Source organism: Ruegeria sp. HKCCA4633 (genome assembly GCF_013034605.1).
GTDB lineage: Bacteria > Pseudomonadota > Alphaproteobacteria > Rhodobacterales > Rhodobacteraceae > Ruegeria.
In genome coordinates this window covers 23,691-38,057 of record NZ_WQGJ01000001.1, presented here as the reverse complement: position 1 = coordinate 38,057, position 14,367 = coordinate 23,691, and the positions used below count along the sequence as shown (strand labels likewise).

Annotated in this window: 11 protein-coding genes and 1 tRNA gene; 6 read left to right on the top strand and 6 right to left on the bottom strand. The window is 57.0% G+C overall.

All coding sequences use genetic code 11. The annotated features are described in order from the left end of the window. Positions 1-289 precede the first annotated feature (289 nt). On the bottom strand, positions 290-3,910 hold the full coding sequence (locus GOV85_RS00190) for a vitamin B12-dependent ribonucleotide reductase (protein WP_171173840.1): 3,621 nt from the start codon (positions 3,908-3,910) through the stop codon (positions 290-292). Between the two features lie 542 nt (positions 3,911-4,452). On the opposite strand from GOV85_RS00190, the gene GOV85_RS00185 reads away from it, so the two are divergent. After that, entirely contained in the window at positions 4,453-4,887 is a 435-nt protein-coding gene (locus tag GOV85_RS00185; protein ID WP_171173838.1) for a hypothetical protein, read from the top strand. An 11-nt stretch (positions 4,888-4,898) separates the two neighbouring features. Here GOV85_RS00185 and GOV85_RS00180 read toward each other — a convergent pair. The 4 genes from GOV85_RS00180 to pdxH form a co-directional block, all read right to left on the bottom strand. Further along, positions 4,899-4,975: transfer RNA gene (locus GOV85_RS00180), tRNA-Pro, on the bottom strand. 43 nt (positions 4,976-5,018) lie between these two features. After that, positions 5,019-5,486 (bottom strand): DUF192 domain-containing protein, encoded by a 468-nt coding sequence (locus tag GOV85_RS00175; protein ID WP_171173836.1) that lies wholly within the window; start codon positions 5,484-5,486, stop codon positions 5,019-5,021. A gap of 6 nt (positions 5,487-5,492) precedes the next feature. Continuing rightward, a complete protein-coding gene (locus GOV85_RS00170) occupies positions 5,493-5,999 on the bottom strand; it encodes a cold-shock protein (RefSeq protein WP_174836485.1) in 507 nt (168 codons plus the stop codon). Between the two features lie 142 nt (positions 6,000-6,141). After that, a complete protein-coding gene (gene pdxH / locus GOV85_RS00165) occupies positions 6,142-6,747 on the bottom strand; it encodes a pyridoxamine 5'-phosphate oxidase (protein WP_171173832.1) in 606 nt (201 codons plus the stop codon). A gap of 135 nt (positions 6,748-6,882) precedes the next feature. On the opposite strand from pdxH, the gene fabI reads away from it, so the two are divergent. The 5 genes from fabI to trpE all read left to right on the top strand — a co-directional run bounded on the left by fabI (position 6,883) and on the right by trpE (position 12,888). Continuing rightward, positions 6,883-7,689, top strand: coding sequence for an enoyl-ACP reductase FabI (gene fabI / locus GOV85_RS00160; RefSeq protein WP_171173830.1), 807 nt, complete (start codon positions 6,883-6,885; stop codon positions 7,687-7,689). Positions 7,690-7,693: 4 nt separating this feature from the next. Beyond that, positions 7,694-8,203, top strand: a complete 510-nt coding sequence (gene gpt, locus GOV85_RS00155) for a xanthine phosphoribosyltransferase (protein WP_171173828.1) — start codon at positions 7,694-7,696, stop codon at positions 8,201-8,203. Between the two features lie 64 nt (positions 8,204-8,267). Next, a complete protein-coding gene (locus tag GOV85_RS00150; RefSeq protein ID WP_171173826.1) occupies positions 8,268-9,443 on the top strand; it encodes an aminotransferase in 1,176 nt (391 codons plus the stop codon). Positions 9,444-9,523: 80 nt separating this feature from the next. Further along, entirely contained in the window at positions 9,524-11,365 is a 1,842-nt protein-coding gene (locus GOV85_RS00145) for a peptidylprolyl isomerase (RefSeq protein ID WP_171173824.1), read from the top strand. An 11-nt stretch (positions 11,366-11,376) separates the two neighbouring features. Continuing rightward, positions 11,377-12,888: an anthranilate synthase component I gene (gene trpE, locus GOV85_RS00140; RefSeq protein ID WP_171173822.1), complete on the top strand. Its 1,512-nt coding sequence runs from the start codon at positions 11,377-11,379 to the stop codon at positions 12,886-12,888. 56 nt (positions 12,889-12,944) lie between these two features. Here trpE and GOV85_RS00135 read toward each other — a convergent pair whose 3' ends face one another. Continuing rightward, positions 12,945-14,363: a divergent polysaccharide deacetylase family protein gene (locus GOV85_RS00135; protein ID WP_171173820.1), complete on the bottom strand. Its 1,419-nt coding sequence runs from the start codon at positions 14,361-14,363 to the stop codon at positions 12,945-12,947. Positions 14,364-14,367 lie beyond the last annotated feature (4 nt).

Genomic DNA, 14,367 nt, shown 5'->3' with positions numbered 1-14,367 from the left:
AAGGGGGCCGAAGCCCCCTGTCAGTTTCGCCTTCCAGGCTCATATCGTTGACCGCCCGGTGTTTTTTTGCCTGCGGCCTGGACTGCGCATGGGACGAGCGCACCCGCCCCGTGAAAGAGTGGGAGGGAGCAAATATTCCGCCCCACCCTGTTCCCGGCCAACACGGGCATGTCAGCCGAGTGGAGAAAGGTCATCAGGTAAGTCTTACGTCCTTTCTCCGTATTCGTCGGGGTCGGTTACCTAGGGCAGCGTCCGACCCCTACGCCCCGGGGTGCCAGGGCGTTAAAACTTAGCTACACCCGCTTGTCGCGCCGCAGGTGTTGCACTTCATGCAGGTGCCGTTGCGGACAAGCGTGTAGTTTCCGCATTCACCGCAGGGGTCACCTTCGTAACCCTGCATCTTGGCTTTGGTGCGGGCGTCCATTCCCGTGGCCACAGCATTTTCCGCAACGGGTGCCTCGAAAGCAGCGGCCGTTTCAGCCATACCGCCCAAGTCTGCCTGACCCGCATTGAACACGGCCAGATCCTGAGGCAGACGTTTGCGCAGATAGCCGGTCGAGCTGATTTGTTTCAGCACTTCCAACGACTTGGACGCAGCGCTTTCACTGATTTCCGAGATGTTCGATACACCTTCCTCTTCGCCCCGACCCAGATCGTCAAAGGTCGCGCCTTCTGGCTTCACATGGGCCAGATCGGTGCGGTCCAGGTAGGACACGGCCAATTCGCGGAAGATGTAATCAAGGATCGACGTCGCATTTTTGATCGAGTCGTTGCCCTGCACCATCCCTGCCGGTTCGAACTTGGTGAAGGTGAAGGCATCGACGAACTCTTCTAGCGGCACACCGTATTGAAGGCCGACCGACACGGCGATGGCGAAGTTGTTCATCATCGCCCGGAAGCCAGCGCCTTCCTTGTGCATGTCGATGAAGATCTCGCCCAGCTTGCCGTCTTCGAACTCACCAGTCCGCAGATAGACCTTGTGGCCGCCCACGATTGCCTTTTGGGTATAGCCCTTGCGGCGATGAGGAAGTTTTTCGCGATGGCTGCGGATCATTTCTTTGACCACAACCTTCTCGATCACTTTCTCGGCCAGAACAACGGCTTTTTCCTGCGTCGAGCCGCTTTCCAGCACCTCAGCCGCCTCGTCGTCATCCTCGACCAGCGCCGCTGCCAGAGGCTGCGACAGTTTCGAGCCGTCACGATAAAGCGCGTTGGCTTTCACACCCAGCGACCAGCTGAGTTCGTATGCCTTCTGGCAGTCCTCGATGGTCGCATCATTCGGCATGTTGATCGTCTTCGAGATCGCGCCCGAGATGAAGCTTTGCGCCGCCGCCATCATGGTGATGTGGCTATCAACCCCAAGGAAACGCTTGCCTTTCTTGCCGCACGGGTTGGCGCAGTCGAAGATCGCGTAGTGCTCTTCCTTCAGGTGCGGCGCGCCTTCCAGTGTCATGGTTCCGCAAACGTGGTCGTTGGCCGCGTCGATATCCGCTTTGGTGAAACCCAGATGGCGCAATAGGTCGAAGGTCGGGTCATTCAGCTTGGTCGCTGGAATGCCCAGAACGCCGGTGCAGAAATCCTCGCCCAGCGTCCACTGGTTAAAGACAAAGCGGATGTCGAAGGCGCTTTCCAGCGCGGCGTCCACCTTGGCCAGTTCATTGGGGCCAAAGCCATGACCGGTCAGCGAGGTGTGGTTGATCCCCGGCGCGTTGCCGATGGTGCCATGGCCGACTGCGTAGCCCACGATCTCTTCGATCTGAGATGACGAATACCCCAGCTTTTCCAGCGCCGACGGCACCGAGCGGTTGATGATCTTGAAGTAGCCGCCGCCCGCGAGCTTCTTGAACTTGACCAGAGCAAAGTCCGGCTCGATCCCGGTTGTGTCGCAATCCATCACCAGACCGATGGTGCCGGTGGGCGCAATCACAGTGGCCTGTGCGTTGCGATAGCCGTTCTTCTCACCCAGGCTCAGCGCTTCATCCCAGGCCGACATGGCCAGATCGACCAAACGCTTGTCCGGGCAGTTACCGTGATCCAAAGGCACTGGCTTCACGGCCAGTTTTTCATAACCCTCGGTAACCCCCTGCGACGCGCGGCGGTGGTTGCGGATGACGCGCTGCATGTGGTCGGCATTGCGCTCGTACCCCTTGAACGGTCCCAGCTCACCAGCAATCTCGGCTGAGGTTGCATAAGCCACTCCAGTCATAATCGCGGTCAGCGCACCGCAGATCGCACGGCCTTCATCCGAGTCGTAGCTGTAGCCCATGTTCATCAGCAAGCCGCCGATATTGGCGTAGCCAAGACCCAGCGTACGGAAATCATAGGACAATTGTGCGATTTCCTTCGACGGGAACTGCGCCATCGTTACCGATATTTCCAGCGTCAGGGTCCACAGACGCGAGGCATGCATGTAATCCGCCGCCTGGAACTCACCATCCTTCAGAAAGGTCAGCAGGTTCATCGACGCCAGGTTACAAGCCGTATCGTCCAGGAACATATATTCCGAGCACGGGTTCGAGCCGCGAATCTCGCCGTCCTCGGGGCATGTGTGCCATTCGTTTACTGTGTCGTGAAACTGGATGCCTGGATCGGCACAGGCCCATGCGGCGTGACCGACCTTTTCCCACAGGTCACGTGCTTTGACGGTGCGGGCGACCTTGCCGTCGGTGCGGTTGATCAGTTCCCAATCGGCGTCCTTTTCGACAGCGGTCAGGAACGCATTGGTGACGCGGATCGAGTTGTTCGAGTTCTGACCCGAGACCGAGCTGTAAGCTTCGGAATCCCAATCTGTATCGTAGGTCGGGAATTCAATACTGTCATGGCCCTGCTTGGCGTAATCCAGAACACGCTTGATGTAAGTTTCTGGGATTGCAACCTTTTTCGCTTCGCGCACCGCCTTTTTCAAGGCGTCGTTTGCGTTCGGATCATATGCGTCGTCAGCAGATCCGTCCCACGAACGAATGGCCTCGAAAATACCGTTCAGCATCTTCTCGTGCATCTTCGATCCGGCAACAATCGAAGCCACTTTCTGCTCTTCGATCACCTTCCATTCGATGAACTGCTCGATGTCCGGGTGATCCGCATCAACGATCACCATCTTTGCTGCTCGACGGGTTGTCCCGCCTGATTTGATCGCGCCAGCAGCGCGGTCGCCTATCTTGAGGAAGCCCATCAAGCCCGAAGATTTGCCGCCACCTGACAGCGCTTCGCCTTCTGCGCGCAGATGGCTGAAGTTGGTACCGGTGCCCGAGCCGTACTTGAACAGGCGCGCCTCGCGCACCCACAGGTCCATGATGCCGCCTTCGTTCACCAGATCATCGTCGACAGACTGGATGAAGCACGCGTGCGGCTGCGGATGTTCGTAGGCGGATTTCGATTTCGTCAGCTTGCCGGTTTTGTAGTCGACATAGTGGTGCCCCTGCGCCGGACCGTCGATCCCATAGGCCCAATGCAGACCAGTGTTGAACCACTGCGGGCTGTTCGGAGCAGCACGCTGGGTCGCCAGCATGTAACGCATCTCGTCAAAATAGGCGCGCGCGTCTTCTTCATCCGAGAAATAGCCGCCTTTCCAGCCCCAATAGGCCCATGCACCTGCCAGACGGTCGAACACCTGCTTGGACGAAATTTCTCCGTCAAACTCCGCACCTTCGGCAGGTACCGAACGCCACAGGAATTCTGGAACGTCCCTTTCTTTGACCTTTTTCAGCTTGCTGGGAACACCTGCCTTGCGGAAGTATTTCTGAGCAATCACATCACTTGCCACCTGCGACCAGCTTGCGGGCACTTCGATGTTGTCCAGACGGAAAACAATCGTTCCATCCGGATTGCGGATTTCAGACGTTGCAGACACAAAATCCAGGTCCGAGTAGGCATCCTGATCTGGTTTGGTGAATTTTCTTTCAATCTTCATGTCCGCAGCCCTGGTTAAATTCCGCCCAATGTTCAGTTCCCGACACCAAATCTTGTGTTGCAGGGTGCCGCCCACAACGCCCAGAGTCTTACGGACAAGGGTATCGTTCGCTGTCAAAGACAGCGGAAAAACCGCAAAAACGGCGCACTTAAATTAGATGTGCTTTCCGACCCTCGCCTGCTGCCTCTTCCAGTTTGAACACCAGATATTGTGGCAATCTCTTCGGCTCATACAATTTGACGTATGAACCCATAGAAGGTCAACGCCCTTTTTCCGTCTTTTTTGAAATCTTTTTTGTTGACCTGAGAACGTTTCAAGTCCGCCACCCAATTTCGCGCGATTCCTCCACAGGATCATCCACGGCAAAATTCCGCCGAAACCTTTAAGTCTCAAAACGAATTCCCGTTTTTACCAGCATAGTTATCCGTGTTTGATCAACCAAGACGGTGCCGATTAAGCTGGCTGGGAATCAATTGCATTTCCTCGCAACCCATCGCGTTCACGAGTCGCCAGTTCGTTCAATTTTAAAAAGGTCCAACCCGATGAAGCTGTTAGCCTATAGCCTGATCCTGATCTGTATCGTGGCCTGCGCACCACAAGATGTGCCCATTGCATCACGCAGCGCACAGTTTGACACCTATCCCCAAAGATTGTTCGAAAGCTTCGAAACCAGTTGTACCGGGCCGGGGGAATCTTTTGAGAAAACAGGTAACCAGAAGTTCGAGTGTTACGAAATTCTGCCTGCAAAAGCATCCGCCTTTTTGATTCTGAACTATGACGGCAATCCACAGGACCTGCCGCAAAGCGTCACGCGCTTAACCTCGACCAAGAACACAGCGGGATACCGCGTGGATGCAAACGTGTTCTTTGAAGTTCCGCAGAAAGACGGATCCGTGATCGAAGTGCCTTTGGAAAGCCCCACCCTGGATCAATCGATCAGCAGGCTGTTTCAAGCCATGGGCGGATTGCCCTCATGATATTGAGGAAGTGGTCGGGGCGGCAGGATTCGAACCTACGACCCCCTGTACCCAAAACAGGTGCGCTACCAGACTGCGCCACGCCCCGGACCGTGCGCCTTCCTAACGATGCCAATCTGATTTGAAAAGCCCTAACAGGGCCAAATTGCAGGACCTTGCGAAAAAATTTCATGCTGCAACTGCGTGCCCGGCGTAATTGAATAGCGAGCGGACAGTCCGGCGTTGATTTCCAGCACTGCAAATACGGAATCTCCGCCTTCGATTGGGGTCAGATCACCGGGAATCGCCCCCTCATGCACCCGAGTAACTGTGCCAGTTCGATCCACGAAGATCATATCCAGCGGAATCAGTGTGTTCTTCATCCAGAAAGCTACGGGTTGCGGCGGGTTAAAAACAAACAGCATCCCGGATCGATTCGGAAGTGACTCGCGAAACATTAACCCTCGCGAACGCTCTTGCGGTGTCACCGCCAGTTCGATGTCAAATCGTACCGTCGCCGCGTCATTCCGCAAAGAAACCTGATCAGCGCGACACGCGGCAAACGCCCCACCTGCCCAAAGCGTAAAGAACAGGGTCAGAAGCGTCAGAAACCGTCTCATGAGAAATCAGCCGTCCAGCGCGGCTTCCCAAGCCAGCACCTGAGCTGCCATCCGGCCTCTTTTGCCATCGATTACACGCATGGCCAACGCTTCGCCCGGTTGAAGGTCAGCGAGGCCTGACCGGCGCAGAACTTCTATATGAAGGAAGACATCTTCGCCCCGACCAAAGACGTTCGCAAAACCGAAACCCTTGCCTTTGTCGAACCACTTAACCCGTGCCGCTTCCAACGGGGCCTCGGCAATAACCACCGGGTCCAGTTCGGCAAAATCGGCCAACATCATCGAGTCGGTTCGTTCCGGAGGATCAATCGCAACGACCTCAACCGCCTGAACACCACGGTCCGTGCGATGAGTCATGATTTCAATCCCCGCGCCATCGGCGACAGAACTCTGGCCGAAATTGCGCAACACATTCACGTGCAAAAGGATGTCCGGACCACCTTCGTCGGACACGACAAATCCGTACCCCTTGGCGGGATCGAACCATTTAACGTGTCCACGGACGCGATACATATTGTTCAGGTCTTCTGGCACGGTTTTCCCATCGCGAATTTTAGCCGTTCGTTAAGGGTTTGTTGTTTATGGGAATGGCAGGCAATTTCAAGCTGAAAAAACTGTTTATTTTCGGTCTGTTGCATTTCACGACACGTGAACGTCATGGATTCAACCTTTCCACATGCCATACCGATCCCGGCTCATTACGCTTCCATCTGAACCGGTCATGAAGGCGGAATGCCCCGTCGGCCCAGAATTCAATTTCAGTAGGCGTCAATCGGTACCCGCCCCAAAACGGTGGGCGGGGGGGATTCGGACCCAGCTTAGCAGTCACCTTGGCCACCTCAGCCATCAAGGCTGTACGGCTTGATAGGGGTTGAGATTGCTTCGACGCCCAGGCCCCCAAACGGCTCTTCAGCGACCTCGATGCGTAATATTCATCCGCCTGAGGCCCATCTTCGCGGGTGATTGTACCACGAACACGCAATTGTCGCCGCAAAGATTTCCAATGCATGACAAATGCGGCCTTCCCGGCGGCATCCAGTTCGGTGGCCTTTGCGCTTTCGTAGTTCGTATAAAACACAAACGAATCCGCTTCGATTTCCTTGAGCAGAACCATACGAGCGTTCGGCAAACCATCCGAGTCGACGGTGGCCAGCGCGATCGCATTGGGATCGTTCAATTCTGTCTTTTCAGCCTCGGCAAGCCACCGGCCCGCTATTTCAAACGGATCGGAGCCAGCAAATATGCCATCACGCTCGGTCATTTCCATCCCCTGGAAAGTATTAAAGACGAACCTAAGGCGAGAACCCGCTGCGAGCAAGAGCGCACGGCCTTGAAGCAACGCTACCAATGGCATAAACCAACTCAACACATCGCGAAGACAGGCGGAGAACCACACATGTCAAATCAGTTGATGGCCGGCAAACGCGGCCTCATCATGGGACTGGCCAATGACAAATCAATCGCATGGGGAATCGCCCGCGCCTTGTCCGATGCCGGGGCCGAGCTTGCTTTTTCCTATCAGGGCGATGCTTTGAAAAAGCGCGTCGACCCGCTGGCCGCCCAATTGGGCAGTGAAATCGTTCTGCCCTGTGATGTCAGCGACGAGGCGTCGATCGATGCGCTATTCACCGCGCTGGAAGAAAAATGGGGCAAACTGGACTTTGTGGTTCATGCCATCGGCTTCTCTGACAAAAATGAGTTGCGCGGACGTTATGTCGATACCAGCCGGGCGAACTTCAAACTGACCATGGATGTGTCGGTCTATTCGTTCACCGCCGTGATGCAACGCGCCGAAAAGATGATGGGCGAAGGCGGCAGCGCCGTCACCCTGACCTACTATGGTGCCGAGCAAGTCATGCCGCATTACAATGTAATGGGCGTCGCCAAAGCCGCACTTGAAGCGTCGGTAAAGTATCTGGGCGAGGATCTGGGCAAAGACGGCATCCGAGTCAACTCGATCTCTGCCGGTCCGATCAAGACGCTGGCGGCCAGCGGCATCGGCGATTTCCGCTATATCATGAAGTGGAACGAATATAACTCGCCCCTGCGTCGCAACGTGACCATCGACGATGTGGGCAAGTCAGCCCTTTACCTGCTGTCGGATCTGTCCAGCGGCGTGACCGGAGAAAACCTGCACGTGGATTCGGGCTATCACATTGTCGGCATGAAGGCCGTCGATGCACCCGACGTGGAAAAGGGCTGATATCATGAGTGCCAAAGACCGCCTGCCCCACGAAAAAGGCTTTCACATCAGCTGGGATCAAATCCATCGCGATTCGCGCGCTTTGGCTTGGCGGCTTGACGGGCAAGGCCCTGAAAATGGTGCCTGGCGCGCAGTGGTGGCTATCACGCGCGGCGGTATGGCCCCCGCGATGATCGTCAGCCGCGAATTGGACATCCGCACCGTCGATACGATCAGCGTGCGGTCTTATCACCATCAAGAACAAGGCGAGGCCGAAGTTTTGAAGGCACCCGACGCGGATCTGATGGGCGACGGAACTGGCGTTCTGATCATCGACGACCTGGTAGACAGCGGTAAAACACTGGAACTGGTCCGCAAAATGTACCCCAACGCGCATTTCGCGACGGTTTATTCGAAACCCAAGGGCCGCCCGATGGTAGATACGTTCATCACCGAGGTCAGTCAGGACACGTGGATCTTCTTCCCCTGGGACATGGCGTTGCAATATGTCGAACCCTATCGTGGGACAGACTAACCTCTTTTCTGCTCTCAAATACTTAGAAGCGTGAGGCGGAGCCTCGCATAAAGACTGGCACACCATGACCCAGACTCGCACAAGCGCCACTTTCCCTCCTCCGGTGATGGAGGCGCGACGATGGGTCGAAGGTGTCAACTTTCCTGCAGACCGCCCACTGATCAATGTCAGCCAGGCCGCGCCGGTTGACCCGCCTCCGCTTACTCTGCGACAGGCAATGGCAGATTTTGCCGTGCAGGAAGACAGCGCACATTTATATGGGCCGGTCTTGGGGAACGACGATCTTCGCACAGAATTGGCGGCCCAGATCAGCGCGCACTACGCCGGGCGCGTTGACGCGTCTCAGACCGCCATCACCTCGGGCTGTAATCAGGCATTCTCGGCCGTGATCTCGGCAATCACCGATGAGGATGATGAAGTGATTCTGCCAACGCCATGGTATTTCAACCATAAAATGTGGTTGGACATGGCTGGGGTGAAGGCTGTGGACCTCCCAACCGGAGATGACCTGCTACCCGATCCAGAGAAGGCGCGCGCTCTGATTACCGAAAAAACACGCGCCATCGCCCTGGTCACGCCGAACAACCCCGGCGGCGTGGAATACCCTTCCGATCTGGTCCGCGCGTTTTTTGACCTTGCACGCGACTGCGGTCTTCGCCTCATTGTCGACGAGACATATCGCGATTTCGACAGCCGCAGCGGCCCGCCCCACGATCTGTTCCAACAACCGGCTTGGGATGAGACGCTTGTTCATCTCTATTCCTTCTCTAAAGCCTATCGCCTGACAGGCCACCGAGTTGGTGCGATAGCCACAAGCCGTTCTCTTCTGGCCGAGGTCGAGAAATTCCTCGACACTGTTGCCATTTGCCCTGGCCAAATCGGCCAGTTTGCAGCCCTTTGGGGGATGCAGAACCTATCACAATGGCTTGCGGGTGAACGAGACGAAATTCTCGACCGCAGAGCCGCAATTAAAGATGGAATGCCCGCCCTTGAGGCCCAAGGATGGCGTCTTTTGGGACTTGGGGCGTATTTTGCTTACCTCGAACACCCTTTCGATATGCCGTCAGACGAATTGGCACGCCGTTTGGTGACTGAGGCAGGCGTGCTGCTGTTGCCCGGCACCATGTTCATGCCCGCCCATGACCCCGCCGGAAAACGGCAAGTCCGTGTAGCATTCGCCAATCTGGACCGTGCGGGATTGGGTCAATTGTTCGACCGGTTGCAGGGCCTGTCCTTCTAAGCTTGCCCCTCGGCGGTGTGCGTCGTATTCAGGGCCGCAACCGACAGGGCAGAACGCTGCCGCAATAACAAGAGGGCACCATGGCCGCAGGCGCTAAAAGTCTTTCTAAAACCTTTGTCTGGATTCTGATGGGCCTGCTGATGCTGGGCCTTGCGGGATTTGGCGCCACCAATCTCAGCGGTACGGTCCGAACCGTCGCACATGTGGGTGACGAAAGCATCTCGGTCGATGAGTATGTGCGCGAGTTGCAGCGCGAAATCCGCGCGGTTGAGGCACAAACCGGCCAGCCATTGCAGATGTCGCAGGCACGCGAGTTGGGGCTTGATCAGAATGCCCTCGCCCGTCTGACGGCATTGGCGGCATTGGACAACGAAGTCGGCCAACTGGGTATTTCCATCGGGGACGAGAACCTACAGCAAGACATCGTCGCGATCCCGGCCTTCCAGGGTGTGGACGGCAGCTTTGACCGTGAAGCCTATCGTTTTCAGCTGGAACAGATCGGCATGACCGATTCCGAGTTCGAAACAGATTTGCGCAAGGAATCGGCGCGTACGATCGTTCAGGGCGCGATCATGGGCGGCGTCGAAATGCCAGCCACTCTGACGGATACGATGACGGATTACATCGGCGCCCGGCGCAGCTTTACGGTGGCCACCGTCGGGACCGAAGCATTGGAATCCTCGATTGCCGATCCGACCGAGGCGCAGATTCAGGCTTATTATGATGAAAACGGTGCTCTGTTCACACTGCCCCGCACCAAGCAACTGACCTATGCGATCCTGTCCCCTGCGATGCTGATCGACAGTGTCGAGGTGGATCAGGACGCCCTGCGCGCGCTCTATGATAGCCGGTCTGCTGAGTTCAACCAGCCCGCACGCCGCTTGGTTGAGCGCTTGAATTTCCCGGACGAGGCAGCTGCAAGCGAAGCTAAGGCCCAGCTTGAGGTGGGTGGCACTACCTTTGAACAGCTGGTCCGCGACCGCGATCTCGAATTGAACGACATCGATCTGGGCGACGTGACGCGTGAGGATCTGGGCGAAGCTGCGGATGCTGTATTTGCGGCCGATCTGGATGCTGTTGTTGGCCCGTTGCCGTCGGTATTTGGTCCGGCCCTTTTCCGGATCAACGGATCTCTGGCAGCCAACAATGTGCCCTTCGAAGAAGCTGAACCGGCCTTGCGGGAAGAGCTGGCGGCCGAGCGTGCGCGCCGCCTGATCGAGGCGCAGTCCGAAGATATCAACGACATGCTTGCTGGCGGCGCTACACTGGAAGAACTGGCGGATGAGACCGAAATGGAGCTGGGTCAGATCGACTGGACCCGCGAAAGTTCAGATGAAATCGCCGCCTATGACGGGTTCCGCGTCGCAGCCGAAGCTGTGCAGGAAGGTGATTTCCCGGAAATCGCATTCCTCGAAGATGGGTCGATCTTTGCCCTGCGCCTGAACGAGGTTCTGCCGCGTCGCCCCGAGCCGCTGGACAGCGCGCGTGATCGCGTGGCCGCCGCGTGGCTTCAAGCCGAAACAAACAAGGCGCTGGAAGAACGGGCCAATGCGGTTCTGACACAGCTTGCAACAGATGGTGACTTTACCGCCACCGGCCTGCCCTTCCGTGTTGAAAATGCCCTGACCCGCACGGCGTTTCTGGATGACGTTCCTGCGGATTTCATGAACGAAGTGTTTCAGATGGAACCTGGCGAATTGCGTGTCATTGGTGGCAACGGCGCAGCGTTGCTGGTGCGCCTGGATGAAGTTCTGCCTCCGGCAGATACAGACGAGCTTCGCCAACTGCGTGAAGCCCTTTCCGCTCAGATGAATCAGGCCCTGTCACAGAATATTTTCAACGCTTATGTGCGCGATGCACAGACACGCGCGCGTCCGGTCGTCGACCAACAGGCGCTGAATGCCGTGCAATCGAGCTTTTAAACGAGACCGAAATGGCACTGACACCCGAATTCGACACCTTCGCGCGCGCTTATGAAGCGGGCGAAAATCAGGTGGTCTACACACGTCTTGCCGCTGATCTTGACACGCCCGTGTCACTGATGCTCAAGCTGACGGGCGCACAGAAAGATGCGTTCATGCTGGAATCCGTAACCGGCGGCGAAGTTCGTGGCCGTTACTCGATCATCGGTATGAAACCCGACCTGATCTGGCGGTGTCGCGGTGAAGCGTCCGAGTTGAACCGCTCTGCCCGGTTCGATTCCGAGGCGTTCTCGGCCCAAGACGGCAACCCGATGGACAACTTGCGCGCTTTGCTGGCCGAAAGCCGCATCGACCTGCCGGATGACCTGCCTCAGGCTGCAGCCGGGCTGTTTGGATATTTGGGCTATGACATGGTCCGGCTGGTGGAATACCTGCCAGGCGTAAATCCTGACCCTCTGGGCCTGCCCGATGCGATTATGCTGCGCCCTTCCGTCATCGCCGTGTTAGATGGTGTTAAAGGCGAAGTGACCGTGGTTTCACCAGCTTGGGCCAGCGACGGTCAATCCGCCAAGGCTGCTTATGCACAAGCCGCCGAACGTGTGATGGATGCGGTTCGCGATCTGGAACGTGCGATGCCTGCGGAAACCCGCGATCTTGGGGACGCGCGCGAAGTTTCACCGCCCGTGTCGAACTTTACCAAGTCCGGCTATATGGAAGCCGTTGAAAAGGCCAAGGAATACATCCGCGCGGGTGATATTTTCCAGGTTGTCCCCGCGCAGCGCTGGACGCAGGAATTTCCTCTCCCACCCTTTGCGCTCTATCGATCGTTGCGGCGCACCAACCCGTCGCCTTTCATGTTCTATTTTAATTTCGGTGGTTTTCAGGTCGTCGGTGCCAGCCCCGAGATTTTGGTACGCGTGTTCGGCAGTGAAGTCACCATTCGTCCCATCGCCGGAACCCGTCCCCGTGGCGCGACGCCGGAAGAAGACAAGGCAAACGAACTGGATCTGCTGGCCGACAAGAAAGAGCTGGCCGAGCACCTGATGCTGCTGGATCTGGGTCGCAACGATACCGGACGCGTGGCCAAGATTGGCACGGTGCGCCCGACTGAAGAGTTCATCATAGAACGTTACAGCCACGTAATGCATATTGTGTCAAACGTGGTGGGTGAACTTGCCGAAGACAAAGACGCGCTGGACGCGTTCTTTGCCGGGATGCCAGCGGGCACAGTGTCTGGCGCGCCCAAAGTGCGCGCGATGGAAATCATCGACGAGCTGGAGCCCGAAAAACGCGGCGTCTATGGCGGTGGCGTGGGGTATTTCAGCGCGGGCGGCGACATGGACATGTGTATCGCGCTGCGCACCGCAATTGTGAAAGATCAAAAGCTTTATATTCAGGCAGGCGGCGGCGTTGTTTATGACAGCGATCCAGAAGCCGAATTCATGGAAACCGTCCATAAATCCAACGCGATACGACGCGCTGCGGCGGATGCCGCGCGTTTCACCGGAAATGGAAACAGCTAAACGCAAAAGGGCGGCAGATCAAAAGATCGCCGCCCTTTTTTTCTGTTTTATGCCAGTCACTGTACCTGTTTCATCATGACCGCAGAAATCGGCGCCATGGCGACGCGGCTGCCCCGGTCTTCCAACCCCCAAAGCAACAATGCTGAAATCGTTTCGGGGCGGACCCGCCCCAACATGACCACAGCACCTTCCTGCCCGGCGCGGAACGCGGCCTGATCCAGGAAACGACGCATGACCTTCGGATCCTGACGCGCACCATCGATGTCACGGAACACAACACCTGAAGGGGTTCCATTTCGGGCCGCGAGTTTCTGAACGGTGTTCAATCCATTGTCCTGCGTGATCAATCCCCTGCCAGTTCCGGCAGCAATTTCCGCAACTTGATCGGCCAACTTGCGATTGCCGTGAATGCCGCTGTTTACCCCTTCCAGAATACCAACGGTTTCGGGCAGAGTATCCAGCCAGACCGACAGGGATACCTCGGCGTCCTGAGCGGTTGCGGCCTCAGGCAAATCAGCAAGCGCCATGACTTCGAACCCGGCCGCGCGGTGCCGCGCCATTTTTTCCGCCGCATCAGGATCGGACGGGTTAACGGCAAAGCTGATTGGATAGGGAAAGTCTTGCAGCGCTTCGACACCAAACGCGCCCTCATCATCGATCAGAATGATGGACATCAAGGGCTTGGCCTCGGGGTTTTCGAACTTCGCGGCATAGCGTTCGATCGGCTTGCCCGCTGGTGCCGCTTCTTCTGCCGAGGCTTGCTCGACCACTGGCTCATCATCCCGTTCGGTCAAAGGAACAACGCGTTTTCCAATCGTTGAGCTGACAGGTACTTCCTGTTCGCCGCCGATCTGCGGCAATGCCGCGATACGCGGCAACTTGCGCGGAAGAATTTCTTCATCCCCCTCCACCGCAATCGGACTACTTTCAAACGGATTTACCTCTTCAGTGTCCACCGTCGTTTGAGGCAATGGGTCTTGTTTCGGCTCGACAAGCGCGACTTCGGTTGTCTGGGGCTCTTCCACGGGCGGGGTCGGCGTATCGTCGATTACGGCTGGCTCTGCCTCGTCCTGCGGAGCCGCAGGTGCAAGGCTGGGTTCTGGCGGCGCTGCAGGCGCTTCGGTCACAACTGACACTTCAGTCGCAACCGCGGCCTCTGGTTGGTCCACGGCCTCAGCCGCTGCGCCCACTTCTGGTTGCGTGTCCGAAGACGATTCAAGCCCGGACAAGTCAGCCAGATCCTCGGTTGAGTCATCGGCGGCTTCCAGCCCACGCGGAGCCAATTCCACCACATCGGCATCGGAAACCGCTTCGGCCACCTCAGTCGGTGCTTCAGGTGCTTCGGAAATTACCGGAGCCGGTGCTTCGGTTACAACAACCGGCGTATTGACCATCGGCGTCTTGAGCGACACGATCACGCCCAGGATCAAAACAACGATCGCCCCGGCGACCATTCCTCCGAAAAATCCGCCCATTTTT

Coding starts and splice junctions, on each gene's coding strand:
- GOV85_RS00190 (WP_171173840.1), bottom strand. CDS start 3,910: ATGAAGATTGAAAGAAAATTCACCAAACCAGATCAGGATGCCTACTCG.
- GOV85_RS00185 (WP_171173838.1), top strand. CDS start 4,453: ATGAAGCTGTTAGCCTATAGCCTGATCCTGATCTGTATCGTGGCCTGC.
- GOV85_RS00175 (WP_171173836.1), bottom strand. CDS start 5,486: ATGAGACGGTTTCTGACGCTTCTGACCCTGTTCTTTACGCTTTGGGCA.
- GOV85_RS00170 (WP_174836485.1), bottom strand. CDS start 5,999: ATGTATCGCGTCCGTGGACACGTTAAATGGTTCGATCCCGCCAAGGGG.
- pdxH (WP_171173832.1), bottom strand. CDS start 6,747: ATGACCGAGCGTGATGGCATATTTGCTGGCTCCGATCCGTTTGAAATA.
- fabI (WP_171173830.1), top strand. CDS start 6,883: ATGTCAAATCAGTTGATGGCCGGCAAACGCGGCCTCATCATGGGACTG.
- gpt (WP_171173828.1), top strand. CDS start 7,694: ATGAGTGCCAAAGACCGCCTGCCCCACGAAAAAGGCTTTCACATCAGC.
- GOV85_RS00150 (WP_171173826.1), top strand. CDS start 8,268: ATGACCCAGACTCGCACAAGCGCCACTTTCCCTCCTCCGGTGATGGAG.
- GOV85_RS00145 (WP_171173824.1), top strand. CDS start 9,524: ATGGCCGCAGGCGCTAAAAGTCTTTCTAAAACCTTTGTCTGGATTCTG.
- trpE (WP_171173822.1), top strand. CDS start 11,377: ATGGCACTGACACCCGAATTCGACACCTTCGCGCGCGCTTATGAAGCG.
- GOV85_RS00135 (WP_171173820.1), bottom strand. CDS start 14,363: ATGGGCGGATTTTTCGGAGGAATGGTCGCCGGGGCGATCGTTGTTTTG.